This is a genomic window from Flavobacterium sp. FlaQc-47, assembly GCF_044006475.1.
Taxonomy (GTDB): domain Bacteria; phylum Bacteroidota; class Bacteroidia; order Flavobacteriales; family Flavobacteriaceae; genus Flavobacterium.
Genome location: NZ_JBIPCQ010000004.1, coordinates 152040 through 177762, shown reverse-complemented (window position 1 = coordinate 177762; position 25723 = coordinate 152040). Strand labels below are relative to the sequence as shown.

Here is a 25723-nt window from a genome sequence, read left to right as displayed (position 1 = left end):
TACTCCTTTTCATTTTGCACACTGCTATAAATAGCTCAATTCAGATAGTCAGCAATCTGACCGATAAGGGCATTTCTCAAATTAGGATCTTCTTCATTTTCTTTACTAAAACCAATAGTTTCAAAAACCGTCTTGCAGCTTTCCATAAGATTGATTACTTCAAAGGTCAGGATACCTGATTCTTGAAAAGCGGCATAAGTTTTCTCAAACTCATCCGAAAGAAGGGAGCGGATATATAAAAACCGGGAAGGTTTCAGATCTTCGGTAAGTACATTTAGACAGATTTCTTCGATGATGTATTGAGGTGTATCATCAGATAGCATATCGTCCAATATGGATTTTACACTACTTATTTTCTCATTGAGATAATCCAATACACTATAATCTTCCTGTAGTGTAAACATCAAATCGGGATTGTTATGGATAATGTAAAACCATAACTTTTCTTTGAGTAAATCTTCCATAACGATTTGTTTTAAATCCCAAAGAAGGATTTGATTACGGTAGCTACTACTACCAGAAAAACACAGCTTCCAAACCAGGCAGCAGCCACTTTTCCGGTATCAGGATCACCAGCATTCCACTTTTGATATACCTTCACAGCACCTATCAGTCCGAGAAGTGCTCCAACGGCGTACATGAGTTCCGTTCCGGCATCAAAATAGCTTCTTACCTGTTGGTTGGCTTCATTGATTCCCGCCAGACCATCTTGGGCGTAGGTTTCATAACTGATCACAAAAAGGATTTGTGTCAGAAGCATACAGATCTTATTTGTTTTTTCTTGAATAAACTTTTTAAAATTCCAGTTCCATTTTTTCATCACACATTATTTTTAAAGTTTAAAAATTCAGATAAAAAACGGAGGTATTGCCGCTGTCGCAGTTCCACTTTCCTGTTACATCTGCCATACTGCGCCGGGACGGACAGGGACAGTTCCTCCGTTATATTGTTTTAGAGTTTATTCCCAAAGAGCTTCTGCTTCCTTCTGTGTTAAAGTAATTGATTCGAGTTTGTCACATTCTGAAACTATCAACTCACTTACTGAGGAATTAAAAGGGGAATTTTTAACTGAGGGAAATTCTCTTAGGAGAAGCTGCAGATAATAGGTAAATTCTTTTTTGACTAATTTTTTCTTTGCGGCATCTGCAATAAAAGTTTTTAATCTTGCCACCAAAACATCAACGTCCTGAAAAGTGGTGTCAAATTCTCCAAAAGAAGTTTGGTTTGAAGTCAGTTCAGGAGAATCATCATTCTTTAATTCGGGTTCAATATCTTGGTAGATTGTATTTTCAAATCCACGGAATTGAAGTTTCCGCTTTCCAGATAAGACTTCTTTGAGATCATCAAAATAAAATCGAAATCCAACAAATAAATACCAGCTTGCCAATAGCAGAATAACTACAACTATGTAATTACTCCATGAAATGTTTGTAAACATACCTCATCATTTTATCGTTCTACATTAGTTTCTCATAATCCCGGTTTCTAAGTCCGGATCTTCATCATTACAAGGCAAAGAAACGATAGAGATAAAACTGCCACAAGTACAACTTTTTGTTGTACCCCAGTTGTACCTCATTGAACCCCCAGTAAAATCAAGCAGAAAAAATTTAAAAAAATGCAAGAAAAATAAAAGCCTCCCGAATGGGGAGGCCAAATTGATGATGAAATAGATTATTTTTGAATCGTTGATCCTATTCTAATAAGATAAAAATTCAAATTCTGACTTTTTATCCATGAGATTCCAGCCATCTTCTGTTCGTATAAAATAGACTTCATGATTTAGTGTATCTTTCAATCCGTTTTTAATGGCAGCAGCAAAAACATTCTTTCTTCGAATTGTAGTGTATTCTACAATTGCCTTATTACCAGAACTCATCATCCTTATTTCTTTGATTGCCCCAAATTCTTCATCAGCTACTTTTACGCGCTGTATTTTACTTATTTTATCATCTGCTGGTGTATGTAGTAGGTACGGTTTTGCTGCAGGGGTAAAACTCACAAACGAAGTTGTATCACCAAATTTCTTGCTTTGAAGTACTTTTACAAATCCTTTTTCTACGAGTCCGGATTTAAAAATGGTGTAAGCATGCGTCGGATCACTGCAAAAAATGTCATGGTGTACAATAGCAGGGTAATGTTTTCTTTCCAAAATAAGGGCTGTAGCCAATTTCTCATCCAGCTTTCCAGGCTGGCAGCTTGTCATTATTAGAAATACCATTGTCAAAATAAAAGATAGCTTTTTCATATTTTTAAATTTTAAATTATTATTTAGTATTCTTTAATCTGTTTAATCATACGTTCTAAAGTTTCAATTGCTATTTGCTTATCCCTTTCTTCAAAAACGTATGCTTTGCTCCGCATGGCATTGTAAGACAGATCAGCTCTGTTTGGAGTAGATAGAAAAGGAACAATTGTTTTAAATAAATGATTCATTGATTTTGAAATAAGAATTTTTAATTCATCGGAAGCCCTGAGTATTAATGCTGTTTGATCCGTTGAAAGTTTACATAAAACTTTGCCGGAAATATTATTCATAACTACAGGCGTACTTATTTTCTTTTCAATAATTTGAAAAGGCGCGCTTAAATAGTTTGCAAATCTTGACTCAACAAATGTTATCAATTCATCAAGACAAGATATTAAGGCAGCTGTTACCTCCTTTAGATTAACTCTGTCCAAATCATCACGACTATTTATTTCCCTGATTTTATCCAAAAGAAAAAGTAATGCCGAATGATAATTCCCAACTAAAATTTTAATCTGTTTCTCCTTAGTAAGCGAAAAAACTTGTATAGTAAATTGTGACTGAATCAAAAATGTCTGCTCGGTCGCTTTCTTAATAATTGCTCTTGATTGAACAGGAGTAATCATCTTAAGGTCTGTTTTATTGGGATTAAGGGTTGAAGTCACCGTTACATCCATCCATTCTAAAAGATAGGTTTGAGTCATTTTTTTTACTTTTACTTAGTAAATATCTCTCCCGGATTATTGCCGACAGTACTCTGAATCAATGCTTATAGAACATCCTCTACCTAGTCAAAAAACTTTATTGTTTGATTATTTAAGTGAGTTTAATTGTAATCGGTATTTGGAAGGAGACAGGTAAGTATGCTTTTTAAAAAAAGTACTAAAAAAGGAAGTATTGGCAAATTTCAATTCTTCTGAAATATGTAAAATAGTTAAATCATTATTTTGAAGAAGAATTTTGGCTTCCAGAATTATTGCATTTTCGATACATTGTTTTGCTGTTATCTCTGTAACTTGTTTGATAGTTTTAGTAAGATGGCCCGTTGTTACATTTAAAGCGTTTGCATAGAACTTTACACTGTGTTCTTTTCTGCAGTTAAGTTCTAATAATCTGAAAAAATGGATGGCGATTTTTTCATTTCCAGTATGCTTAACATTTTTATACCATGCCGATCTATAGTAAGACCTTGCCAATTCGTAGAGAAAAAGATTAAAACTCAAAAGCAATAATTCCTTTTTAAAAATGTGCTTATTTGAACTCCTTGCTTTACTATTGATTATTTTAAGCAAATCAACCAGCAATCCGATTTCTTTGTCCTTTAAAAAAAATTTACCAGCATCTTTTGCAATAAAAAATTCAAAATATCCTATATGAGGCCATCTGGTACTATTATGAAAAGCAAACTCAGAGGTAAAAGACAGCAGGCTAATTTTAAAGGGATTAGTTATGATTAAAATTTCACATACTGACCTTTTTGGAATAACCATAACCTCGTTTATAAACAAGTGGATCTTTCTGCTGTTAATGTGCATATATACTGCCCCGGAATTTACCATCAAGACGGTAAATCTATCCACTGTAAGTATTTCTCTCAAAACAATCCTGGATGTGATGGCTTCAAAAATGTAAATTTGTATGCCTAAGCGATTATAAATGGATTTAATAGATGCCAAAATAAATATTTTATAAAGTTTAATTTTATTTGTGCTCTAAGTGTTTGCTTTGTATTGATGAAATCAAACACAAAGTACTACTTGTCAAATAATCTGGCCATCAATGAAACGCAGACAAAAAATAAATTTGAAACTCCGTTTATAAAAAATAAATAGGCCAGTCTTCTGGGACAATCAGTTTTTATCCCGCCATCGGTTAAATAGCCTATTATTTCATCATAGGATAATAGATCTATGATGAAATAAAGGCTTACAAGATTGAAAAGAATCAAAAACACACAATAGACATATTGCAACTGTTTTTCTTTCAACTCAGTTAGGTACATCACTATTTAGCTTAGAGATTGTGAATTAGAAGTCCTGTTACAATTGATTTGTTAACCGCAGTTGAAGAATTAGCCACCGCACCTTGCACAGCTCCAACACGATTACCAACAGAAGTTTCCCAGTCTTTGTCTTTGCGCTCTTTGGCGTAATAGGTCGAATATCTTACAATAGATGAAGTGGTCAGAATGATTCTTTTATCTTCACTGGTAAACTGTGTATTGGCTAAGATGGATGCTTCAAATGAAATGATGGACTGATGAATTATAGGATATTCATTTGTATCCCATAAGAGTAAGGATGCCATATAATTGGATAGACAGATTTTAGCAGCATTTGTCATTGAGGAGTTTGTAATCGCCTGCTCTAATTTTGTTTGAGGATCATCTACAATTTCTTGAATTTCCTGAAAGTTTACAGGAAGATTTGTTCCTAAAATTAAAAGGTCATTATTTAGAGCCGAGATGGAATCTACTTTCTGACTTATTTCAGGAATTGTACTAAATGTGTAATTACACGAGAGGTAAACATCAAGAAGATCATTGTGTATTTTACCTGCTATATCATATGCATTAGCAGGATTTTCAGGGCTCAGATTTTGAAGTAGTTTTGCCGTGTTTTTAGATTTCTCTTCGACCAAATTAATACTTGAGCTTTCGATATTCTCGCTTGTACACGAGAACAATAGTGACGTAAGAATCACCAACAATAATAAAAGATTTTTCATGATTAAAAAGTGTTAAATGTAACGACTGCTTTTTTCTCAGTCAGTTCATTTTACCCGGGTCAGCAGAACTTTAATCTGGCACGATGCCAAATGTTTTTTGCTTTTGAATTCAAGGCAAATCTAAAATCACTTATTGGGGTTTACAAAACATTTAGTATGGATTTTCCGCATTTAGGATATGGATTTTCGGAAAATCCATAGGCGTTTTGTGAAGTATATCACATTGATTGTTAATTAATTAAGTTAGTTTTGATGCTGTTTTTTTTGAAAAATAATGAGTTGTGTAATTACAATGTGTTTTTTGTCTAAAAAATATATTTCACATCAAATAATGTCTAATTTTTATTTAACATGATTATTAAAAAGTATATATTATTAGTAATTCTTTGCTTAATAGAGCAGATTTATGCTCAGGAAATGGGATCTAAGGGTTCTGATACGCTTCAAAAAAAGGATTATGATTACCTATTTGAGCGTATAGAAACTCTTGCTGATGATAAGTTAAAACAGCTGTATTATCTTCAATATTTTTTGCGTAAGGCTAAAAGGGAGAAAAATTTCGAGGAAGTTGTAAATGCATATAAAAACTATTTACACTATTCTTCCGAAGATCTAAAATTAGTGTATGCGGACAGTATGATTTATGCTGCCAAAAAATCGTACGACAACGCTCTTATTGGTTCATCTTATCTTTCAAAGGGAATTGTTTACTACGCCAGGAAAGAGCATAAAAATGCTCTGGATAATTATCTGATAGCAGATAATTTTATTTCCAGAACCCATGATAAGTATTTAATCTACAAGGTTAAATATAATATTGCCAGCATAAAATATTTTCTCGGTTTTTATGATGAAGCAATTTCTTTGTTTACTGAGTGTGCTGATTATTTTAAAGAGGAAAATACAAGGGCATATCTTAACTCATTGCATTTACTGGGTCTGTGTTATAATAGGATTGGTAATTACGGATTATGCTCTGAGATAAATAAGAAAGGAATTCAAGAAGGGGAAAGACTGTCAAATAATGAGATGAGAAGCTACTTTATTCACTCTGAAGGTATCAATCAATACTTTAAAAATAACTATGCAGAAGCTATAAAAAAAATAAACTACTCAATTCCTTCTATAAAGAAAAATAAAGATTTTGGCAATGAGTCTGTTGGATATTTTTACATTGGTAAAAGCTATTGGGGTCTGCACAAACCGGAAATGGCACTTCCTTATTTCATTAAGGTAGATCACATTTTTGATTCGAAAGGTTATATTCGTCCGGATCTTAGGCAGAACTACGAATTACTATTGAAATATTATAGATCAAAGAAGGAACTTCACAAACAGCTTTATTATACAGAGAAACTGCTTAAGGCAGATAGTGTACTAGATAACAAGTTCATCTATCTTTCAGGTCGCGTTAGGAAAGTTTATGATACAAAATTACTGCTTGCAGAAAAGGAAAGAATTCAAAATTTGTTTAATAAAAGAAAGTATAATGACCTAATCTTTACTGCTATTATTGTAGTCATGCTTATGGTCTTATTATTTTTTGCTTACAGGCATTTTAAGATCAAAAGTATTTATAAATTAAGGTATGAGGAATACATGCAGAAAAACAAAGTAGTTTCCAAAGATGTAGCCAATATAGTTCCAAAAGGTATTGATGAGATAAGTGAGGATAAGGTTGCAGATATACTCATTAAACTTGAGAAATTTGAGAAAGATAAAAAATTTCTTGAAAGAGATCTCAATTCGATCAAACTTGCAGCGGCATTTGGCTGTAATCCGAAATATTTGTCAAGAGTTATTTATCATTATAGAGGTAAAAAGTTTGTCACATACATTAGTGATCTAAAAATTGACTATCTGGTCACATTAATGAAAAAAGATAAGAAAATAAGAAAGTATACAAATAAAGCATTGGGTGATGAGGTAGGGTTTAGCACTACCCAAAAGTTTTCGCAGGCTTTTTATTCGAAAATGGGATTTCCGACATCTTATTTTGTAGAGGAACTTAATAAGACTTCGGAGTAATAAGTAATTTTATTATTTAGCCTATCGCTGTTGTGTATAAGAAGTAAAATTCTATTTTTGCTCCTTTAATTTAATATAAAATATCATGAAAGATTTATTAGTAAAAATCAACGCTGAACTTGAAATATTCAAAACAGAATCTGAATCATTATCTGAGAAAGGTGTTAAAGCAGCAGGAGCAAGAGCACGTAAATCGTCATTAGAGATTGAAAAACTTTTAAAAGAGTTTAGAAAAGTTTCTATTGAAGAGTCGAAAAAATAATTCAATCTTACTTTACTTAAAAAGCCTTTCAGATTCTGAAAGGCTTTTTTATAATAAACTGATTATGATCCTTGTAATAGATCTTAATAAATCTGTAAGTAATTTTAATCCCTGAGATTCTAATATTATGAAAGTAACACAATGAGCCCCTAAAAGAGTAATTGCTATTATCTGTTTTGGTTATCGGCTGTTATCTACAGTTTCTAATTTTATAGATTCATTAAACTTTACGTGTTTTTCAATTTTTGGTCTCCATTTGTCCTGTGTTGACATAGTATCACAAATTTTTTCATGAAAATAAACTTGATACCATGTCTTTTTATGGAACTCACAAACATTCTGATATGTTTTTTCAGAATGGATCATTAACTTCATAATAAATTCTTCTTTAGGTTCTCGATGATTGTTTATGACTTGACTTAAACTTACCGGAGTTATATCAATATCTTTTGCGAAACTGCTTCTCTTATTGTAAATAGTATCAATATATGCCGATAAGAATTCTGAAAAATAGTGATGATTATCATAAGTCGGTTTGCTTATATAAGCTTCCATTTTTAATTTCAATTGTAATAGTTTGGCACGAATAACCTGATCTATGGGTAAGTTTTTAATTCGTTGTAAACGTGCTTCCATTAAAGCCGCTCCATCAGTGTCACGTTCTGAATTTGATTTGTATCTTGAATCTACTCCAAATTCAATATCTTCAATATTTACTTTCTTATTCATTATCGTATGTGTTTATCAAGTTTAAAATTTCTGGAACCTCAAGACTCAAAGTCATTCCGGTTATATTCATATTGTATTTGTCGATATAATGCTGGGCAATATTACTTTTTGGTTTGAGTGATATGCAGGCTAACTCTGCATATTCTGCTACTGCAATTTTCGCAGCATGTGCAATTAAGTTTGCAGCAATATTATCAAATTTCTTATTCGCACCTTTATTTTCTAATGAAACAGTCAGAAGTCTAATATGGACTCTCCATTCGCCGGGCATTCTTTCCAAAGAAATAATTCCTAAAATATCATTTGAATTGACAATTTTTAACTTATAGATTTCGTACGCCTTTTCAGTCTTCCAATCGAAAAAATAGCGTTTTTTATCTATAGACTTAAAATCAATATCCTCTACCGGCAGAATTTCTACATTGTAAATTTTTCCCGAAGAAGTTTCTTGAATTGTCATCTTACAAATTTACAAATAGTTTACTTATTACGGAAACATTTATTGTTAAGTTTACGTTTTTAGGAAAGTTACAGCTGACTTGTATGTATGCGAAACAACTTAAGTGATAGTGTTTGTATCATAGGTCTATAATTTTTTAAAAATGTAGTGGTTTTTAAAATGATTTACAAAGTTCTGAAACTATAACGGGTATAGGAATGTTAATGTAAACGAATTATTTGACAAGTTAATTAGAGCTTTTGATATTTAATAAATCAAAGAAAGTAATAATCGATTTTAAAAGTTCTGAAAATTTTTATAGTATTTACAATTTATAAGTGATAAAAAAGTGCGAAGCCAGAGAAGTTCGCCATAGCATTTTGTGAAGAGTTGGTTTATTCATTTTCAAAGGATTTGTTTACATAGTCAAATGGGATTTTCTCTTGTTCAAGTCGCCAATTGTTTAACTTTAAAATAGTATAAAGTTCTTGTTCAGAATGCGTCAGATTGAGTTTCCTTGTGATATTAGAAACTGTTCCAAGGTCATTTTCAAAAAATCTATCGAAGGTTTGCTTGTCCATTAACCTACTTTGTGTGTGCGGAAAATAGCCTCTGAATTGAGATAAAATTTCAAAGCCATGAACGTCAATGTCGCCCCAATAAAGTAATTCAAGATTTTTAAACCAGTTAACATTTTTAAGATTGGAAACACTGTATCCACTTCCAAATATTGCAATAGTCTTATTCATTCTTGGAAGTGTCAAAGTTGTATAAAGTGTTGTTTTGTTTTCAACTATAATTACTTTGTTTACTGGCAAGTTCAATTTCTCAAATTGACTAACAGGAATTGCAATGTCGTCAAGTCCTGAAAATAAGTTGCGACTTATCTCCTTTTCAAGTATTTTAAATCGGACTAATGGCTCACTGAATTTTAGATTGAATCTCTTCTCAAACTGCCTTTCTTGAGTATTCGCAGATTCAGGAATAAGCTCATCAAGTATATCTTTTATGAAAGCCTGATTTCTTTCCACAAACTTTGTATGAACACTTATAGGTAATTCCCTAACATAAAGATTAGGTTTAGGATTCTGCTTAAAAAAAATACAAACCTTTAATATGCTTTCCCATTCATTTTGATTTTGTATTATCCTTGAAGGATTTTGAATTACCCAATTCCTCAACTCTGGAAAGTTGAAGATAATCTTTTCACAATTTACTTTAAAAAGTTCCGCTTCCTTCTCTTTGCCCAAATATTTAAGCAAGTCAGTCTCTGTCTCAAAATAGATGGTGATTGGTAGGTCTTGAGTTCCTAAATATTTTGTTTTTACCTTTTGAAAATCTAATGTATAGCCAAACCCCTTTTTTTCTTTTGACTGGCTAATTAAGAGCAAAATCTCTTTTTCGAATTCGGATAATGATGATTTAGTATAATTTTTGTCACCACGAATTACAAGTTCCGTGAAAGGTTTTTCCTCAAGCATCGATTGAAGAAACGAAAGATACTTTCTACCAGCTTTAGTTTTTATTTCGCTCGGACTTATCATTGATTAAAGAAATTTGCTTTTTTTTCCTTGAACTGTTCAATAGGCATATCGTAAAGCCAAGAATACTTTTCTTCTTTTCGTTCAACAAAATGAACAAACGAAATATCATTTTCAACAATGTGTATATTGTCGCTTGGTGTAACTACTAATAATTGAAGATGCAGCTGTTTGCAAAGTGTAATCAAGTATCTTGCTTTGTCTTCATCCTGCGCTTTAAAGGCTTCATCTATTGCAATAAATCGGAAGGAGTTACTCTGTAAGCCTTCTTTTGTCAAACCAAATTGGTAAGCAATTGCCGAACCTAAAATTGTATAAGTTAATTGAGCCTTTTCACCACCCGAAAGTTGTCCCATATTTTCGTATGTCTTGAACTTTGAAAGGTTCCCTTTATAGAATTCTTCTGCCTTATAACTAAACCATGAACGAACTTCCATTACTTTCTTTCTCCAATCCTCTTTATCTAATTTAGTGATTAGAGGTTCAATATTATTGTAGAAATGATTTTTTCGGCCATCTATTGAAGCATCCATTTCTCGAATATTAGGAATGGCATTGTTAAGCAAGGCTCTAAATTCTTTCACTTCATCACTAATTCGGTTTGGAGCTACAATTTGAATATAAGTTTTGAAGTCCTTATCTCTAAAATCAATTTCCCTTAGCGAATCATTTAATAGTCTGATATTTTCTTTGATTGAATCAGACCAATTTTCGAAAAACATTCTAAAGTCACCAACTTTGTTTGTTATGGTTTCTTGTAAATACTCATTGAATTTCTTTTCAAACTTTGGTAAATTATCGTTTATCAATTGTTTGAGAAGTGTCTGATAGTCACTGATAAATTCTAAATGTGTAGAATCAGGAAGGCGGTTCACATCTGCGCGCCAGTCTTTAAATTTGTCTGTGATTTCTTGAAGGGGTTGCTTAAAGGCATTGATCTTCAATTTAACTTCATCTTCTTTTGTTCGTTTATCTTTATCTAATTCAGTGAGCTTACTTGAAAGCTCTTTTTGAAATTCTGCTTGTGTTGTTTTTAAATTGGAATACTCAATATTCTGCAATTCAGAATTTTGGCTTTCAAATTCTATAGTGTCAACAATTCCTGTTATTTGAAGAATCTTATTGGCTTCTAGCATTTCTGAATTTAAATCTTCAATCTTTTTTTTCTGAGAAAAAATTTCTTGCCCTTTATTAAATATTTCAACTTCTGAAAGTTGTTTCAATTTTCCTTGAACCTCTTCTAATTGTCTTTGAAGAGCTTGAACACGATTGTTAGTTTTTTCTAATACCGCCTTCTGACCCTCTTTTTCCTGTATTTCTTCTGCAAAGGTTTTCCAATCTATGTCATCATATTTTGGGAATAGCTTGAAAAGGTCAGAATATGATTCTTTTTGATTTTCTATAGCTTTTATTCTTTGCTCAATTTCTCGGTTCTCCTGTAATGCTAATCGTTCCTTTTCTTGAAGATCTTTTATTTCGTTTTGGAGTAATCTAATTTTGTCCTTGTTATCCCAACCCAAAACAAAGTTTTCCTTTCTTGAAATATGCGGTCTATCGTCTTTTTCATGTTTTCCCTTTGCAAACTTTATTAGTCCTTCCTTAGTGATAGCTTTTTCTTCATATAAGCCAAATTCCTTTAGATCATTGACACAAGCATAATTGTACTGATTCGAAATAATATCTTCTAGCCATTCTGCATAAACGCTTTTTTGTTTAAATTCTAATTTATTGATAAGAGCGTTTTGAGCAATATTTTTATTGTTCATATTTGACAATGAAGTAAAGCCCTTGAATCTTTGGTAGGTTATTCTTCCTTTTAAATTGGTGCTATTCACATACTCGTTAACCTTATTGTAATATTTTTCAGGAACGATAAGTCGTAACGCGAAATTGTGAAGAATCTTTTCTGTCGAAAGTTCCCATTCATTTTCGTTATCTCGGACTTTTATAAGTTCTCCAATAAATGGAATTTCCTCTTTAGTAGCACCAATATGTTCTAAAATGTCATCTCGTATGTCTGCTACTCTTCCAGTAATATTATTTTTATTCCTTTGAAGTGTTTTGATAATTTCAATGCCTTCTTCAATTTTTTTATTTAAATCTTCACGTTTGTTTTTGGATAATCTCAGTTTTTCATCATTTTCCAGCCTTTTTAATTCCAACTCAGACCTTTTCTGACTCGCCTTTTCTCTATTTACTTTAAAGGTTTCTTCACCTGGATTGGTGTTTAATTCAACATTCTGAGCAATTTTATTGTATTGATCAAGTTTTCTGCTTCTTGTTTCTTTTTGTCCGGTTAGACTTTTGATTTCTTTTTCAAAGTCTTTGATTTTACTTCCAACCTCATCACTTTCAATTGAAATTGATAAAGCTCTTTCTTCTTGCTTAAAAGTTTTCTCTTTTTCTCTTAAATTTTCGAGTTCAATGTTAAGGTTTTCCAGCTTTTCACTGTAATTGACAAGTTCTTTTTCGGCAAGCTGCACATTCTTTTTGGCAAACCAATGAACCCCAAGGTGCTTAGATTTGTTTAACTTGATTAATTCAGACTGAATTTCATTGAGCTTGTTTGCTATATCATCGATAGGAGTTAATTGAGCAATTTGTTCCTTTGCTTTTTCTATATTGGTTTTTGCATCCATCAATGTCATAAAGCTTCCTTTTAGCTGAATGAACTCTGTTTCGGCATCCTGCTCTTCGAGCATATTGGTTCTTATGAAATCATCTAAGTCGTCCAACACTTTTACACCAACAACTTGGTTGAATAGACTAAGTGCTTTTGTAGAACGCATACCAAACAAGTAGGAAATTTTTTCGGCATAGGAGGTAGGACCATCCAAAAATTCAATTTTCTTTTTTGTAGTATTTGAATTGTAGATTTTTTCCAAACGCTTTTTCCAATTCCCTTTACTGTCAAAATCACTAAAATCCTTTTCAATTTCAAGCTGAACGTGAGCAATTCCAAAAGCTCTTCTTAATTCACCATTAGAAAACCATCTTACTTGGAAGAGTGTAATATTTCTTTGGTCGGTATTCGAAAATGATGCAAGAATTACTGAATAAGCCGATTTATCCCTTAATGTTTGTGTGGTTGTGCTTAGTTCACCTTCTCGTTGAATGTTGCCATAGTTACCGTAAACATATGTTTCTTCTGTTCTATCGCCTTTCTTGTCCACTCCAGATGATTGATTGTAAAATCTATCTTTTTTCACTGGTACTAATAGAGTTAAAAGGGCATCAATGTATGTGCTTTTTCCAGAAGCGTTTGCTCCTGTCAATAAAGAGTTATTCCCCTGAGGATTAATCTTGAAAATCTTCTCGTGAAATGTTCCCCAGTTATAAACTTCCATATATTGAAGTCTAAAACCAGCTTTATCAGAACTAGTGCTAAATAGACTCAACATACTCTTGTAATTTGGTTTTAAATTCTTGTAAGATATCCAGCGTTATTTTTTCTTTTATGATTCTGTGTATTTGATATTGAGTCTCATTGTTTTTCTTGTTTACTTCTTTCAAATAACCTAAATCAACAACATTTTTTATGTATTTGTCCAGGTCTTTTAGAAACCTTAATCTATTGTAACCTTCTTGAAGGAAAAGTTCTAATTCTTCTTTGATTTCAGAATCGGTTATGAATTTTTCCGCAACTTGAAATTGTGTTGGATTACTATCAAATTCCTCTAATGATTGACGAAGGACAACTAATATTATAGATGTCTCAAACCCAATTTGTCTTCTCACAATTAAGCCAAGAGTGCTTCCTTCGCTATCTTCAAATTGTTTTACAAAAGCAAATCCTTCATCTTTCTTTACAATAAGTTCCAGTCCAATTTGACTTATATAATTTTGGATTTCCAATTGATAGTTAACCACATCATCCCAAATAGGTGAATTTCTTTCTACAGGGGATTTGAGCAATTTTACAATTGCCTTTGAATATGGTTTTATATTCTTTTCTAAATTGCTCATCTAGTTAAAATAATTTCAGGTATTTGAATTGACTTATTTTGCTCCACATCAAACAAAATTCTTTGTGTTTTTTCTGTGCTTATAGAATACTTAAACTCTTTCACCACTCCGATATAGCCAAATAATTCAGGTAAGCCATTTTCAATACCTCCATTGTTTTCTATTACTTCGTAAATAGTAGTTTGAGATTTGTTCCTCAACACATCCTTTATCCTTTTTCGTAGAAGGTCTTTGTCAATGTTTGATTTTGAAAAAAGTCCATTCAGATGATTTGAGTGAGTAATATCTTCATCTGCAAGTTTTGGACGGGAATTATATGTTTGCACTTCTGTTTGTTCAAAAGTGAGTTTTCTTTCAAAAGGAATATTTATTTCAAAGTCTGATTCTAGTTCAAAAGAAAGCTCAGATCTTTTCTTTGATTTGCTAATTTCTAAAAGTGATTTTTTAATTTCTTGAATTATGTTTTTTGTGACTTCTGATTTCGAGGCTTCATTCTCTCTTATAATTCTACTAAGTTTTTCAGCCATTTTATCATTTGCTTTGTAAACCTTTTGTCCAGAAGTCCACAAATGATTTTTCATCCCCTTTAGGAAAAGGTCATTTACTGAAATTCCTTTTTCTTCTAATGTAAAATAAAGCTCTTTGGTAAGGTTTTCCCATTCCAACTGTAAACCTGGATTTAAAAGGAAGGACCAAAAAGCATAAAAGCTTTTGCCTTGTTGGCTTTCTTTTAATTCATCTAGAGCCTCAAAAGTAAACTCAAGAATATCACTTTTCGTAAGACTTCCGTCAGCGTGTTTTTGATAAATTCCTTTTGTAATTTCTTTAAAGTTGTCTTCAACTTCTTTGAAGTCTGATAAAAGTTCTTTGGCTGATTGATTAAGTTGATTAAACCTTGGAACGATTTCAAATTCTTCAAATACTTTTACATCTTCGCCAATTTTTATTCGCTGAATTTGCTGTTCAATTTCAAGTTTCTTGTCTTCAAGTAATTGAATTCTTTTTTCTGCATCATCATTTGTAAATTCAACTAGCTCTTTTAGTAGGCTAAAGATGTTTTTAAATTTAGATTCAGTTCCAACATATTCTTCTTTTTTTAGACTTATAAGCCAATCTATTGTCTTACTCGAATGGGAGGAAAGCTCGTAAAATATTTCACCTCTTTCGTCTTGGTAATTTGTCAAGAAACCTCTGTTTGTCCAATTATGAATGTATTTTTTTGCCTTTATTTCATAAGTGTCAAAAACTTCGATTTCACTTTCTTCATCATTTTCAATTTGTCTGTACTCTAAATAGTCAGCAAGTCTGGTATTTATGTTTTCAGCAGAAATTGCTCCTTGATGGTTTGAAAAAGTATTGACAAGAAATATAATTATCGTGTCTCTGTTTCTGAGTCGGAGAAGCTCAACACTAGGAGAGTTGTTTAGTATATGTGATATTTTTGAACTGTCAATCATTAGTTTCAGCGGTATCTTGGATTGGCAAAATTAGCTCTTTTGGTTCTGCGAAAGGTAGGCTTATGTTAGCATTGTCATTCTTAATAGATTGAGACACAACTTTCAGGATGTTACAAAGAGAGCTTTCTACTAAATTAACTCCATTATTCGGTTTTGCCAAATTGTCAAATACAAAACCAACTTTTCATTAAACCAATTTCCCAAATCAGTTGTAGCAGTTAGCTGCCGTAATTCTCTCTTAGATTAGTTTACCAGTCATAATTATTTGCATTTGGTCCAGCCAATGTTGTCAAAGTATTTAAAGAAGTAATTGTCCATTGGTCATTAGTACTACTTACTGAATTATAGTCATTTATAAGTGCAAGTAATTTTTTAAAATGTTTTTGAAAGTTATCCTTGCTAACGCTAGTAAAGTTATTTATATGTGTCAAATTTCTCTGCGGTGTCACGGGATTATTATTTATCTGTGTGGAAACTTGGACTGTTCTCAAAAAGTCCATAATTCTAAATACTTTGTATAAATAGGAACCACCACCAAAAAATTCAAGTCTTTGTATGTCTTCTAACGATAGCTTAGAAGCATATTTGGCAAGAATGTTTTGGAAACTTTCTTCCGTTTTGTCAAGCTTCTCAGCATAGTATTGAGCACTGGTTTTAGTTGGTGCAATTAAGTTTGCAAAGTTGAAGGCACAAACTGAATTATAAAAGTCATCCGACATATAAAAATGTTCTAAAGTCTGATATGATTGAAGTCTTGTTTGTCTTGTCGTTTGGTTAGGCTCGTAAATTGCAAACCACATATAGCAGTATGAATAAATTGGCGTTTTACAATGTCTTAAAGAAATCTCTCGATGTAGTTTTTCATTACGGTCGGTTAAGTAATGATTAACTCTGTCAATGATTAGAACGGTTAATGCAATACCAATAACTTCTGTCACAAGGTTTGCGTAATAGTCAGATGAAATTAAGTGGCTGCCAATTAATATTAAAACTGTCAAGGAGGACAATACCAAATAGCCAACGAAAAACCTTGCCTTGTCAATTGCTTTTTGTTTTATAAGTCGCTGAAAAAAGAAATAAACAATAACAGAAAGTAAAATCCAAATACCAATAACCGCAAGGTCGGTAGTTAAAGTTGATTTTTCTGTCAGAGGACCTGCCTTTGAACAATGAGTTGTTGTCAAAGTGATGTCAGTTTTCTTATGATTGGCCGTTTTGCACATATTTTCATTTTAGTTGTTTGTTGTTTTGCCCAGCTGTTGTATTATAGCCGGTAACGGTGTAGTGGATTTTTAGCTATACCATTCGGTTTTAATTTCGTCAATGCTCATATCCTTCCATTCCTCTTTCCATAGTTCCCAATATGGTATATCATTAGATGATGGTTCATTTGTGCATCTGTCAATTTGAACAATAGAGGGTAAAATAATTGATTCTCCAACAAGTAAAGCTTCTCCTTGTTTCAATGATGGCATTGTGTCAATTAGAGTTCCTAAAGTGTCTGGTAGAAGTTTTTTTACATAGCCTTGGTCAATAGGATTTGTTAAACGCATAGCAATAAAGTTGTTGCATTGTGAAAATATTGTTTCTGAAATTTCAGATGGTCTTTGACTTGCAAGAAGTAAAGTGATTCCATATTTCCTACCTTCTTTTGCAATTCGCTCAATTGATTTTTTTGAAGAACGATATTTAACTAAATCACTGTTGGGAACATATTTATGTGCTTCCTCGTAAACAAGTAAAATAGGAATGTCATTATTTATTTTTTCATTAGGGTCTTTTGCATTCCTTAGTCTTTTGTAGAAATACCCATATTCAAAAACCATTCTTGAAATAAGGGAAACTGTAATACTTAAAACCTCAAAAGGAACACCACTTAAATCAATAACTGTTACATTAGAATTCTTGTCTTTTTGATAACCAATTAATTGATTTAATGTTTCTTCAAATGTAATTTTTTTTGAATTTTCTCCCAGTAAAAATGATAAACGGTTATCGTTTATTTTATTTTCTAATCTATTTACAAAGTTTGTAAGTTTACCGTTTAGGCTTCCATTTGTAAGCTTCGGTTGTCCTGCTTTTTCTTTATTACTAGCTGCATAAACTTCACCCGAATCAACTAATTCAGTGTTTTTCATATTTGCATATTCTAAAACATAGTCAATGTCAAAGTACAAAGGCGAATCATAGTGTATTTTATTTTTGTTTGTATCAGTTCCTTTGAAATGCTTTTTTCTGTCTGAAACAATGGCTTCTTTGAAGATAAATTTTTGATTATGGTCATTCGCTTCAGTATCTAAAAAAAACTCCTCTAATTCTTCACTATTTAATAGCCAATATGGTAATACCAAATTTTTTATGTCTATAAAATTTGCTGTTGGAAATGCTGACTTGTATTCAGAGTGAATGTCAAATATAATAACGTGAGAATTATTAATTGAAAATTCTCCACTTTTTTCTGAAACAGCTTTTTGGATTATTGTAGATAGCGTGTGAGATTTTCCTGAGCCTGTTGAACCCACTATTGCAACATGTTTATTGAAGAACTTATTCCCGTTTACTGGTATTCGTATGTTGTGATTTGAGGATAACGAAGCAAAAGTAAATTTCTCTTTAGGGTCAATAGATTGCTCGTATATTTTTTTAATTTCTTCTTCTGTCGCTGGTTCGACTTTTTTTGGAGGAATTGCTAAAGAATCTCCACCTCTAATAAACATTCCATTTTTTATCATTCCTAATGGAAGTGCTTCAATTGCATAATCTCTTTTTCCTGAGTCATTTACAATAATTGAAAAGTTTTCAATTATCGACATTAAGATAGCATTTTCATTATCTGAAATTTTGAGATATGAACCAACTTGCAAAACCTCTCCTGCTAATCTAAAGTCTTCAAGATTGTCAACAACAATTTTTATTTTATCTGGGTAAACTGCAATTACCTCTGCATTTACTTTTTTAACTTCGTCTGCCATTTTTATATAATTTTTTTGATGTCGGTTAATAATGAAAATTGAATATGAGTTTGTTTAACACTTGGATATGGAATATCAAAAAAGGGATTGGAATTGTAGAACTGATATATCTCTTTAGTTTTGTTAATTTCTTTTACGGTTAAATCAATGTGTTCTAATTTATTGAGTATTTTAAGTTTAATGCAATTACTATTGTTAGCTGATTTAGAAATTGATTTTGGATTAAATTCAGAACCATCAAAATCAAATCCATCAATAAAAATGAAGCCTTCTGAAAAAAGTTCTTTTTTTAAATCAAGTAACTCTTGTGGAAGAATATTATGCAGGTAAATGTATGGACAAAATGGGTGTGGTTCTCTTGCTGAAAGTTTCGACCATTTTCTTGAAACAGTAAAGATTAAATCTTTTAATTCTGCTCTTACATAATTTATGGTCGGTACTTCGATAATAAAAAATCGTTCAAAAGGTGAGATGTTTAAATCTGTGAAGTATTGAGTTCTTAATTCCGCAAATAATTTTGCTTCTCCTTTATACAAAATGAACCATTCATTAAATAAGACTCTTTTGAAATTGATTCTTTTTAGAAATTCCGACTTGCTTATTTTTCTTTTTGCGATGTTACTTTCTACTGCAATATCTTTTATTACTTTAAGAGCATTGTTATAGAAAAAATGTTCAGCTTCAAAAGCCTTACATCCAAAATGATTCATCAATAATGTGGATATTTTTGAAAGCTGTGATTGATATTCTAAAGCTGAAATATCTATTTCAAGTAAAGAAATGAAATCATCTAATTCTACATCAGTAAGATTTAGCTCTAAATGATGGTAACGTTTTATTTTATTTTCGGTATAAGTTAGAAAATGGTCTTTTAGAAAAGTTGAACTTATTGGAAGGGCTAATTTTGTTTGACCTGATTGAAAATAACCATAAAGCTTGTAATTTATTCTTTTTTTAGTTCCATTTGTTACTTCCTTGTAGTGATTAAGCATCAGCTTTATTGGTTTTGCAATTACCGAATGATTGTACTCAGTTTTCGCGTAATACTTACATTGAATTGCGGTTTCTTCTGTTACTGTGTTTAAGTCCACGTCTTCAATTCCCTCAACAATGATTGCATCAGTATCTTGACTTAATTCCAATACTTTTACAATTGCATAATCGAATTGGTAGAAGTAACCTTTTATCGTGTCAATTGCTGTTCTGTCTGCCATATATGTTAAAATGATTTCTGTTGTTTCCCTTTTCTTTTTATATTTAACTATCTCATTTATTCTTGCCATAAAAACGGCTTAAATAGATCTAATTTTATTAAGCTTTATGTCATTATATTCTACTTGATCAAACTTACAGAACCGTTTTTATTTTATTTTACGGTTTTCCATAATCTGTATCATTAATAAATAACAAAATAATTCTTTTAATAATGAAAAGGATACCGTATAAATACCTGTTTTAAAATTTTATCGAGCATAAAAAAAATGCCAACGCATCTTTAAAATTTTCATATTAAGGTTCTTTTGGAACATTTACACGATATAAATTACCTATCTGATTCGATTTATCGTAATCAAACAAGCGCTTTTCGACTTGTCTCGCTGTTATATTAAGTTCATCCGCAAGCATTCGAACAACTTGAAAATATTTTGCACAATCATTCAATGAAAAATTTTGACCACGTGCATTTGTATCAACCAATTTAGCATAATATAATTGCCTCCAAACTCTAATATCCAGTACCGGAAATTTTTTAGGATTATAAAACATAAGAATAGCAGAAGCAGCCGGAAAACTTACACCTTTTAAAGCGGTCAGAATATGAATTTTCAAGATGTCATTTTCTGTACTGAATGCAAGTTTTGTGATCTCTTTTATTTCACTTTCACTATTTGCTTTATAATGATTTAGTGGCCGTGGTGACTTCCAATTAAGAATTTTCAAAAGCTGTTCTTTTGTCAAATAATCTTGCTTGCTTAATGATTCCAATTCTTCAAAAAGTTTTAATGTTTTTAAATCTTCAAAATCTGAAATTTCTAATAATATTTGTTTCATATTTAAGACTATTTTTAAAATTATATTCACAAAAGATATGCGACTCAAATGTTTGAAAAAAATGCAAGAAGAGTCAGGGACATTTGCAATAGCATGTAAGATTACTTCGTGAGCGGGTAAAATTTTATTCTTGAACTCCGTTGATGTAGTTTCTTAAGGCTACTTCACTTGTTTCATTTAAATCAATTTCCAAATAGTATTCTCGAACGTGTTTTAATAGAGCAGAAAAACTTTTCTTTAGTTCTACAACTACTTCGGTTAGTGTCTGATAATCAAGGTCAGCATCCTTAATTTTGTCTCCATGTACAGTTGTTGAAGTGAATTTATAAACTTTTGCACCAGGAATTGGATAATAGTGTCTATAATATGACAGAGATTTTTCCCATAAAAGTTTATAATTTTTAAGAAGTTTTAATATTTTTTTGTCATATAAGTGAAAGGAGCTACTGTCAAAAATTGAATTAAAATTAAGTTCAAAATCAAATATCTTATGAATTATTAAATCAGGAAATTCCTGAATGAATGAGTCAAAAGTTGGAATATGTAGGGATTCAAGAATCCATTTTAAATTTTCCACATCCATTCTCCTTTTTTTTTCTTCGAGAGTTTCTTTTTTTATTTGTGATGGCTTGAGAGGAGATTTTTTTAATATAGTTTCGATTGATTCCTTAAGAACTCTTGACAAAGCTCCTTTACCAGATTTATCATTTTTGTCTTCTATTTTGAATGTTGTAATTCTATGCCTATCTATGTCAAAAGGCAAATCTTCAGGAAATTTACCAAACTTTAAATTGTATAATAAAATAATTCTTTCCCATCCCAGAGAAGAAATGGCATGTCCAAGTTCGATTAAAACATTCGGATTAGGAACCTTTCTTCCTTCATAATCCTCATTTATAATTGTTAAATCACAAATAAAAATATCAGTATTCTCTATTTTGCTAAAAATTGTCATAGGAATATTTGGACTGCCAGAAGTATTTCTTGTGGCTTCATCTAATTCGATATGAATTTCACTTATCTCATTTTCTAAAAGATTGGCTGATTCTCTTAAACATTGTCTAATGCCATTTAAATTAGTTTCCTTTGGCAGATCCGATTGCCATGAATAAAAGACATTATATTTGCTTTGGGTTTCCATAAAATTTCTTTTAAATTTTAGCTATATGAAGCAAACATCACCAATCTAATTAATTTGATGTGTACAAACAAGTTTGTTTCGTTTTGTATATTTTCAAAAATAACCAAAAAAGATTATAAACCATCAACAGGATATTTATTCTACTCTTTTTGCATTAAATTTTAATGTAAGGATAAGAGGTTTTTAGAATAATAATCAAAATTGCATTATTTTGAAACCTAAAAAAAACTATTTTAGACAATTAAATGCAAAAAAAATAATGTATCTTAAAGAAATTCAGCAACAAATTAATCATCTTTGCGCTTTACATAGGTTTCAAATTAAATTAGAGCGGAACTTTTTAAAACAACTAAATTAATGGTTAATATAGAAGTCGATAGAATTACACCTTTTCTTAGATGGACTGGATCCAAACGGTGGTTTGTAAATAAATATTTAAATGATTTTTTACCTTCTAATTTTAACAATTATCATGAGCCATTTTTAGGTGCTGGATCAGTTTTCTTTTATTTAATAAATTCTACTGGAAAACCTGATAGACAATTTTATTTATCTGATACAAACGAAGACCTAATAAACACCTATATACAATTGAGGGATAATCCGGAATCTGTTATTAAATATTTAAAAAAATTTAAAAACACTTCAGAGTATTATTACAAAATTCGGGATGTTAACCCACGCATTAAAGAAAAAAGAGCTGCCCGCTTTATATATTTAAATAAAACTTCTTTTAATGGAATATTTCGAGTTAATAGCAGGGGAATTTATAATGTACCATACGGTAAGCGAAAAAATGTTGATTTTATAAATGAAAATTTATTAATGAACATCAGTCAAAAACTAAAAAATGCTATCATTAAAAACGAGAGTTTTGAAGAAAATCTTAGAAATATTAATGAGGGAGATCTTGTTTTCATAGATCCTCCCTATACCGTAGCTCATGAGAATAATGGATTTATCGAATATAATCAAAAGTTATTCTCATGGGAAGATCAAGAAAGATTAAAAGTTTATGTTGAAAACATTATTGAAAAGAAAGCTTTTTATATATTGACCAATGCGTCGCATATATCTATAACTAATTTATATGGAGCAGTGGGCAAAATAATAAAATTATCTAGGAACAGTCAGGTAGGAGGAAGAAATAAGACTAGAGGAGTTTATAATGAATTAATAATACATAATACGAGACCTTGATATTATGAATGAAAAAAAACTAAGAATTGCTATTATTAGTGATCTTCATTGTCATCCTAAAAGAAAAAAAGAAGAAGGAATTGATGAAACATACTTATTAGCTGATAAGCTCCGATCCCCTAGCAACGATCATCCAGTAGAAAGCCTTTTGAAAATTATTAGAGAGGAAGAAATTACAGTTAATATAACGCTATGTCCAGGAGATTTTACTGATAAATCAAATTTACAAGGTCTAATATCTGGATGGGGATTTTCCTTAGAAATTAGTCAAGAACTTAAATCAGAAAACATAATTGCAACAGTTGGTAATCATGATGTTGATGTATATTTATCTACTTCCAACTATAGCTTAACAAATGCAAAAGGAATTAAACGCGATTTCCCTATTAAAAGTGACGAGCAAAGAACAATTTTCTGGGAAAAAGGTTGTGTTTTTGTAGAAGAGGATATATATAGAATTCTTGTAATTAATAGTTCACATTTTCATTATAACAAAGAAGCTTCACATGATGGTAAAATTAGCGATGATGCTATCGAATACATTGATGACTACCTAAAAAAATTCAACGATGACAAAATCCAAATTGCGATGAGTCATCATCCTCCAGTTCCTCATCCCAATAAAAAACTCGGTGAAGATGACAAAATTGTAAATGGAGATTTGCTCTTAGATTTATTAGGTAAAAATAATTTTGATTTATTTATCTACGGTCATAAACATGATCCATTTATTAAAAATTACAATACCGTTAATGGAAATAATAAAATTACACTTTTTTCAGCAGGAAGTTTTTCATCTGGCGCTAATCTAATATTTTCAAGTGTCCGTAACGCTTTTCATATCATAGATGTAACTAAAAAAGCGAAAATTTGCAAAGGTGAGATAAAAACTTGGACATTTTTTCCAAATGAAGGCTGGAAGATAAATTATGATCAAAATGGTTTCGCACCTTTTGCTGGCTTTGGAAATGTTAAGACAGTTGATCAAATTTATGAAAGAGTAAGTGATCTAATAAAAGATAAGAATAAATTAACGTGGTCTGAAATTACTGATGACATAGAGGATATAAAAAATTTAATACCTGATGATTCAAAGAAATTGAATGAATTACTAAAAAGTAATGGGCTTCTAACAGACAAACATATTTGGGAATGTCCAACATATATTTTTAACTCAAATTATTAAAATCATGAAAGTTGATACAATATTTCCAACATATAATGCACGCCATTATGCGCCAAAGGATGTTGCTGAAAGTTTCATTTGGTCGGAAAGTTTTGAAAAATTAATTCAAGATAATCATTCAGTAATTTTAGGAGCTAGAGGTTGTGGCAAAACCACTTTAATGAAAATGTTAACCTTACCAGCACTATACTCATGGCTTCATGAAAAAGCTGAAAGTATAAAAAAAGATATCAGTTTCTATGCTATATACATATCCACCGATATTTATTGGGATGTTAAAAATCAAACATATAATTCCCAACTATCGGAATTTGGAAACTTTCCACTATTAATTTCTAGATTCTCAGTTTCTACAAATGTCTTCACTTCCTTGTGTGATACATTTATGAATATTATACAGTATGAAATAAATGATTCTAATGAGGAAAAAGAAACTGAGTTATGTAAATGTTTAATTTCTGCTTGGAAACTTAGTTCAGTTATTCCAAAGTTAAAATTCATTAAGGAAGCTTTAAACACAAGAATTGATGAAGTGAATCAAATGATTCAACATCTTATTTTTAATTATAATTCGGGTGATTTGTTACCTCATGCAGATTATTTTAATCTATCCTTTGAAACTTCAATTGAATCTATAATTCCTATTTTTGAAAGAATTTATGGTGTAGAAAATAAAAAAAAATGGGCTCTATGCTTTGATGAACTTGAATTTGCCCCATTATGGCTTCAAACTGAACTTTTTCTGTCTTTAAGAAGTAGAAAGCAGTTCATCCTTTACAAATTAAGCGCAAGCCCAATATTATCCTATGAATTAGAAAATTCGTTAAAAGGTGCATATAGGGCTACTTCGGGAAATGATTATCAGCTAATTAAAATGTGGAATTTGCCTGATCACGAATCTTTTTCAAAAAAATTAATTGAGTCATTACTTATTAGAAAATATCCATCTGCAGATTGTGTAGAATACTTTGGAACAAACAATATTTATAACGGTAAATCTAATAGTTATGAGAAGGATAGCGATTTTTATAATGAAATGCTTGAGCTGATCAAAAAAGATGATTCGTTTAAAGAATTTTTGAAAAGTAAAAAGGTGAAATTATCAAATCCTATCCCAATTAGTGAAGATCAAAAAAACACATTACATAGAAAAATAAAACCAATAGTTTATTACAGGAACTTCTTTATTAAAAAAGGTGGAAAAAGTCATAATTTTAGAAGCAGAAAGGCGAATGAACTACTTTCAGGTATTGAGGTTTTAAGCAAAATTTGTGATGGTAATCCTCGATGGTTAATTGGTATAATAAATTCTATACTTGCGAAATCCGATGAACATGGTGCTGATAAAAACATTCAGTATAGTGAACTATTTTCAGCAGCTCAACGTTTTAAAAATGTAATAGAAAATATTCCTATTGGAAATAATAAATTAACAATCATTGATGTAATAGACAAAATTGGAGTTTATTTCAAAGATCAAATTTTGGGTTCACAGTTTAAAATGGATCCTAAAGGAACATTTTCCGTTGATAAAGAAAATTCAAAAATTCCAGATAATATAATAGAATTAATAGAAAAAGGAATTTCTCAAGGCGCATTTATATTACTTGATTCAAATGACGATTTTTTTGATTTTGAGATTAGAGGACATAGATTTAAATTATCTTATTTATTCTTTGCAATATATAATTTACCACTTAGAAATTATACTAAAGTAAATCTAAGCGAATGTCTTAAGGGTACAGATTTATCATTTCAAACTACTTTATTTTAAT

General features: G+C 30.9%; 23 protein-coding genes. 5 read left to right on the top strand and 18 right to left on the bottom strand.

Annotation, left to right across the window (positions count from 1 at the left end; genetic code table 11):
• Positions 1–35: 35 nt before the first annotated feature.
• The 7 genes from ACHRVX_RS14000 to ACHRVX_RS13970 all read right to left on the bottom strand — a co-directional run bounded on the left by ACHRVX_RS14000 (position 36) and on the right by ACHRVX_RS13970 (position 4975).
• A complete protein-coding gene (locus ACHRVX_RS14000) occupies positions 36–464 on the bottom strand; it encodes a DUF1896 family protein (RefSeq protein ID WP_395333207.1) in 429 nt (142 codons plus the stop codon).
• 11 nt (positions 465–475) lie between these two features.
• Positions 476–760: a DUF4134 domain-containing protein gene (locus tag ACHRVX_RS13995; protein ID WP_395333205.1), complete on the bottom strand. Its 285-nt coding sequence runs from the start codon at positions 758–760 to the stop codon at positions 476–478.
• Between the two features lie 198 nt (positions 761–958).
• Complete coding sequence (locus ACHRVX_RS13990; protein ID WP_395333203.1) at positions 959–1438, bottom strand: hypothetical protein; 480 nt, start codon at positions 1436–1438, stop codon at positions 959–961.
• A 261-nt stretch (positions 1439–1699) separates the two neighbouring features.
• On the bottom strand, positions 1700–2248 hold the full coding sequence (locus ACHRVX_RS13985; protein WP_395333200.1) for a hypothetical protein: 549 nt from the start codon (positions 2246–2248) through the stop codon (positions 1700–1702).
• A gap of 23 nt (positions 2249–2271) precedes the next feature.
• Positions 2272–2952: a hypothetical protein gene (locus ACHRVX_RS13980; RefSeq protein WP_395333198.1), complete on the bottom strand. Its 681-nt coding sequence runs from the start codon at positions 2950–2952 to the stop codon at positions 2272–2274.
• 108 nt (positions 2953–3060) lie between these two features.
• On the bottom strand, positions 3061–3924 hold the full coding sequence (locus ACHRVX_RS13975; protein ID WP_395333196.1) for a helix-turn-helix domain-containing protein: 864 nt from the start codon (positions 3922–3924) through the stop codon (positions 3061–3063).
• A gap of 337 nt (positions 3925–4261) precedes the next feature.
• Positions 4262–4975 carry a hypothetical protein gene (locus ACHRVX_RS13970; protein WP_395333194.1) on the bottom strand — a complete coding sequence of 238 codons (714 nt, stop codon included), beginning with the start codon at positions 4973–4975 and terminating at the stop codon, positions 4262–4264.
• Between the two features lie 351 nt (positions 4976–5326).
• On the opposite strand from ACHRVX_RS13970, the gene ACHRVX_RS13965 reads away from it, so the two are divergent.
• Both ACHRVX_RS13965 and ACHRVX_RS13960 read left to right on the top strand, forming a co-directional pair.
• A complete protein-coding gene (locus ACHRVX_RS13965; protein ID WP_395333192.1) occupies positions 5327–7003 on the top strand; it encodes an AraC family transcriptional regulator in 1677 nt (558 codons plus the stop codon).
• Positions 7004–7088: 85 nt separating this feature from the next.
• On the top strand, positions 7089–7265 hold the full coding sequence (locus ACHRVX_RS13960) for a histone H1 (protein ID WP_395333191.1): 177 nt from the start codon (positions 7089–7091) through the stop codon (positions 7263–7265).
• A 180-nt stretch (positions 7266–7445) separates the two neighbouring features.
• Here ACHRVX_RS13960 and ACHRVX_RS13955 read toward each other — a convergent pair whose 3' ends face one another.
• The 11 genes from ACHRVX_RS13955 to ACHRVX_RS13905 all read right to left on the bottom strand — a co-directional run bounded on the left by ACHRVX_RS13955 (position 7446) and on the right by ACHRVX_RS13905 (position 21562).
• Positions 7446–7994 carry a hypothetical protein gene (locus tag ACHRVX_RS13955; RefSeq protein ID WP_395333189.1) on the bottom strand — a complete coding sequence of 183 codons (549 nt, stop codon included), beginning with the start codon at positions 7992–7994 and terminating at the stop codon, positions 7446–7448.
• Entirely contained in the window at positions 7987–8454 is a 468-nt protein-coding gene (locus ACHRVX_RS13950; RefSeq protein ID WP_395333186.1) for an N-acetyltransferase, read from the bottom strand. The genes ACHRVX_RS13955 and ACHRVX_RS13950 overlap by 8 nt, the downstream gene beginning before the upstream one ends.
• Positions 8455–8828: 374 nt before the next feature.
• Positions 8829–9977, bottom strand: a complete 1149-nt coding sequence (locus ACHRVX_RS13945) for a Wadjet anti-phage system protein JetD domain-containing protein (RefSeq protein ID WP_395333184.1) — start codon at positions 9975–9977, stop codon at positions 8829–8831.
• On the bottom strand, positions 9974–13375 hold the full coding sequence (locus ACHRVX_RS13940; protein WP_395333182.1) for an ATP-binding protein: 3402 nt from the start codon (positions 13373–13375) through the stop codon (positions 9974–9976). Before ACHRVX_RS13940 ends, ACHRVX_RS13945 begins: the two co-directional genes overlap by 4 nt.
• Positions 13359–13940 (bottom strand): DUF4194 domain-containing protein, encoded by a 582-nt coding sequence (locus ACHRVX_RS13935; RefSeq protein WP_395333180.1) that lies wholly within the window; start codon positions 13938–13940, stop codon positions 13359–13361. The genes ACHRVX_RS13940 and ACHRVX_RS13935 overlap by 17 nt, the downstream gene beginning before the upstream one ends.
• The gene (locus ACHRVX_RS13930) at positions 13937–15397 is read right to left on the bottom strand and encodes a DUF3375 domain-containing protein (RefSeq protein ID WP_395333178.1); all 1461 of its coding nucleotides are present in this window, start codon (positions 15395–15397) and stop codon (positions 13937–13939) included. The genes ACHRVX_RS13935 and ACHRVX_RS13930 overlap by 4 nt, the downstream gene beginning before the upstream one ends.
• 248 nt (positions 15398–15645) lie before the next feature.
• The gene (locus ACHRVX_RS13925; protein ID WP_395333176.1) at positions 15646–16620 is read right to left on the bottom strand and encodes a hypothetical protein; all 975 of its coding nucleotides are present in this window, start codon (positions 16618–16620) and stop codon (positions 15646–15648) included.
• Positions 16621–16689: 69 nt separating this feature from the next.
• Positions 16690–18369, bottom strand: coding sequence for an ATP-binding protein (locus tag ACHRVX_RS13920; RefSeq protein ID WP_395333175.1), 1680 nt, complete (start codon positions 18367–18369; stop codon positions 16690–16692).
• A gap of 2 nt (positions 18370–18371) precedes the next feature.
• The gene (locus ACHRVX_RS13915) at positions 18372–19652 is read right to left on the bottom strand and encodes a DUF4297 family anti-phage-associated protein (RefSeq protein WP_395333173.1); all 1281 of its coding nucleotides are present in this window, start codon (positions 19650–19652) and stop codon (positions 18372–18374) included.
• Between the two features lie 226 nt (positions 19653–19878).
• Positions 19879–20421 carry a hypothetical protein gene (locus ACHRVX_RS13910; protein ID WP_395333171.1) on the bottom strand — a complete coding sequence of 181 codons (543 nt, stop codon included), beginning with the start codon at positions 20419–20421 and terminating at the stop codon, positions 19879–19881.
• Positions 20422–20545: 124 nt separating this feature from the next.
• Positions 20546–21562, bottom strand: a complete 1017-nt coding sequence (locus ACHRVX_RS13905) for a hypothetical protein (protein ID WP_395333169.1) — start codon at positions 21560–21562, stop codon at positions 20546–20548.
• A gap of 357 nt (positions 21563–21919) precedes the next feature.
• On the opposite strand from ACHRVX_RS13905, the gene ACHRVX_RS13900 reads away from it, so the two are divergent.
• Genes ACHRVX_RS13900 through ACHRVX_RS13890 form a run of 3 tightly spaced genes read left to right on the top strand, consistent with a single transcriptional unit; the run spans position 21920 to position 25722 of the window.
• On the top strand, positions 21920–22762 hold the full coding sequence (locus tag ACHRVX_RS13900) for a DNA adenine methylase (protein WP_395333167.1): 843 nt from the start codon (positions 21920–21922) through the stop codon (positions 22760–22762).
• Positions 22763–22766: 4 nt separating this feature from the next.
• Positions 22767–23948, top strand: coding sequence for a metallophosphoesterase family protein (locus ACHRVX_RS13895; RefSeq protein ID WP_395333165.1), 1182 nt, complete (start codon positions 22767–22769; stop codon positions 23946–23948).
• A 4-nt stretch (positions 23949–23952) separates the two neighbouring features.
• Positions 23953–25722, top strand: coding sequence for a hypothetical protein (locus ACHRVX_RS13890; protein ID WP_395333163.1), 1770 nt, complete (start codon positions 23953–23955; stop codon positions 25720–25722).
• Position 25723 lies beyond the last annotated feature (1 nt).

What these genes read in the sequence shown, in the direction of transcription:
- ACHRVX_RS14000 (WP_395333207.1), bottom strand. Translation starts at nt 464, where the DNA reads ATGGAAGATTTACTCAAAGAAAAGTTATGGTTTTACATTATCCATAAC.
- ACHRVX_RS13995 (WP_395333205.1), bottom strand. Translation starts at nt 760, where the DNA reads ATGCTTCTGACACAAATCCTTTTTGTGATCAGTTATGAAACCTACGCC.
- ACHRVX_RS13990 (WP_395333203.1), bottom strand. Translation starts at nt 1,438, where the DNA reads ATGTTTACAAACATTTCATGGAGTAATTACATAGTTGTAGTTATTCTG.
- ACHRVX_RS13985 (WP_395333200.1), bottom strand. Translation starts at nt 2,248, where the DNA reads ATGAAAAAGCTATCTTTTATTTTGACAATGGTATTTCTAATAATGACA.
- ACHRVX_RS13980 (WP_395333198.1), bottom strand. Translation starts at nt 2,952, where the DNA reads ATGACTCAAACCTATCTTTTAGAATGGATGGATGTAACGGTGACTTCA.
- ACHRVX_RS13970 (WP_395333194.1), bottom strand. Translation starts at nt 4,975, where the DNA reads ATGAAAAATCTTTTATTATTGTTGGTGATTCTTACGTCACTATTGTTC.
- ACHRVX_RS13965 (WP_395333192.1), top strand. Translation starts at nt 5,327, where the DNA reads ATGATTATTAAAAAGTATATATTATTAGTAATTCTTTGCTTAATAGAG.
- ACHRVX_RS13960 (WP_395333191.1), top strand. Translation starts at nt 7,089, where the DNA reads ATGAAAGATTTATTAGTAAAAATCAACGCTGAACTTGAAATATTCAAA.
- ACHRVX_RS13955 (WP_395333189.1), bottom strand. Translation starts at nt 7,994, where the DNA reads ATGAATAAGAAAGTAAATATTGAAGATATTGAATTTGGAGTAGATTCA.
- ACHRVX_RS13950 (WP_395333186.1), bottom strand. Translation starts at nt 8,454, where the DNA reads ATGACAATTCAAGAAACTTCTTCGGGAAAAATTTACAATGTAGAAATT.
- ACHRVX_RS13945 (WP_395333184.1), bottom strand. Translation starts at nt 9,977, where the DNA reads ATGATAAGTCCGAGCGAAATAAAAACTAAAGCTGGTAGAAAGTATCTT.
- ACHRVX_RS13940 (WP_395333182.1), bottom strand. Translation starts at nt 13,375, where the DNA reads ATGTTGAGTCTATTTAGCACTAGTTCTGATAAAGCTGGTTTTAGACTT.
- ACHRVX_RS13935 (WP_395333180.1), bottom strand. Translation starts at nt 13,940, where the DNA reads ATGAGCAATTTAGAAAAGAATATAAAACCATATTCAAAGGCAATTGTA.
- ACHRVX_RS13930 (WP_395333178.1), bottom strand. Translation starts at nt 15,397, where the DNA reads ATGATTGACAGTTCAAAAATATCACATATACTAAACAACTCTCCTAGT.
- ACHRVX_RS13925 (WP_395333176.1), bottom strand. Translation starts at nt 16,620, where the DNA reads ATGTGCAAAACGGCCAATCATAAGAAAACTGACATCACTTTGACAACA.
- ACHRVX_RS13920 (WP_395333175.1), bottom strand. Translation starts at nt 18,369, where the DNA reads ATGGCAGACGAAGTTAAAAAAGTAAATGCAGAGGTAATTGCAGTTTAC.
- ACHRVX_RS13915 (WP_395333173.1), bottom strand. Translation starts at nt 19,652, where the DNA reads ATGGCAAGAATAAATGAGATAGTTAAATATAAAAAGAAAAGGGAAACA.
- ACHRVX_RS13910 (WP_395333171.1), bottom strand. Translation starts at nt 20,421, where the DNA reads ATGAAACAAATATTATTAGAAATTTCAGATTTTGAAGATTTAAAAACA.
- ACHRVX_RS13905 (WP_395333169.1), bottom strand. Translation starts at nt 21,562, where the DNA reads ATGGAAACCCAAAGCAAATATAATGTCTTTTATTCATGGCAATCGGAT.
- ACHRVX_RS13900 (WP_395333167.1), top strand. Translation starts at nt 21,920, where the DNA reads ATGGTTAATATAGAAGTCGATAGAATTACACCTTTTCTTAGATGGACT.
- ACHRVX_RS13895 (WP_395333165.1), top strand. Translation starts at nt 22,767, where the DNA reads ATGAATGAAAAAAAACTAAGAATTGCTATTATTAGTGATCTTCATTGT.
- ACHRVX_RS13890 (WP_395333163.1), top strand. Translation starts at nt 23,953, where the DNA reads ATGAAAGTTGATACAATATTTCCAACATATAATGCACGCCATTATGCG.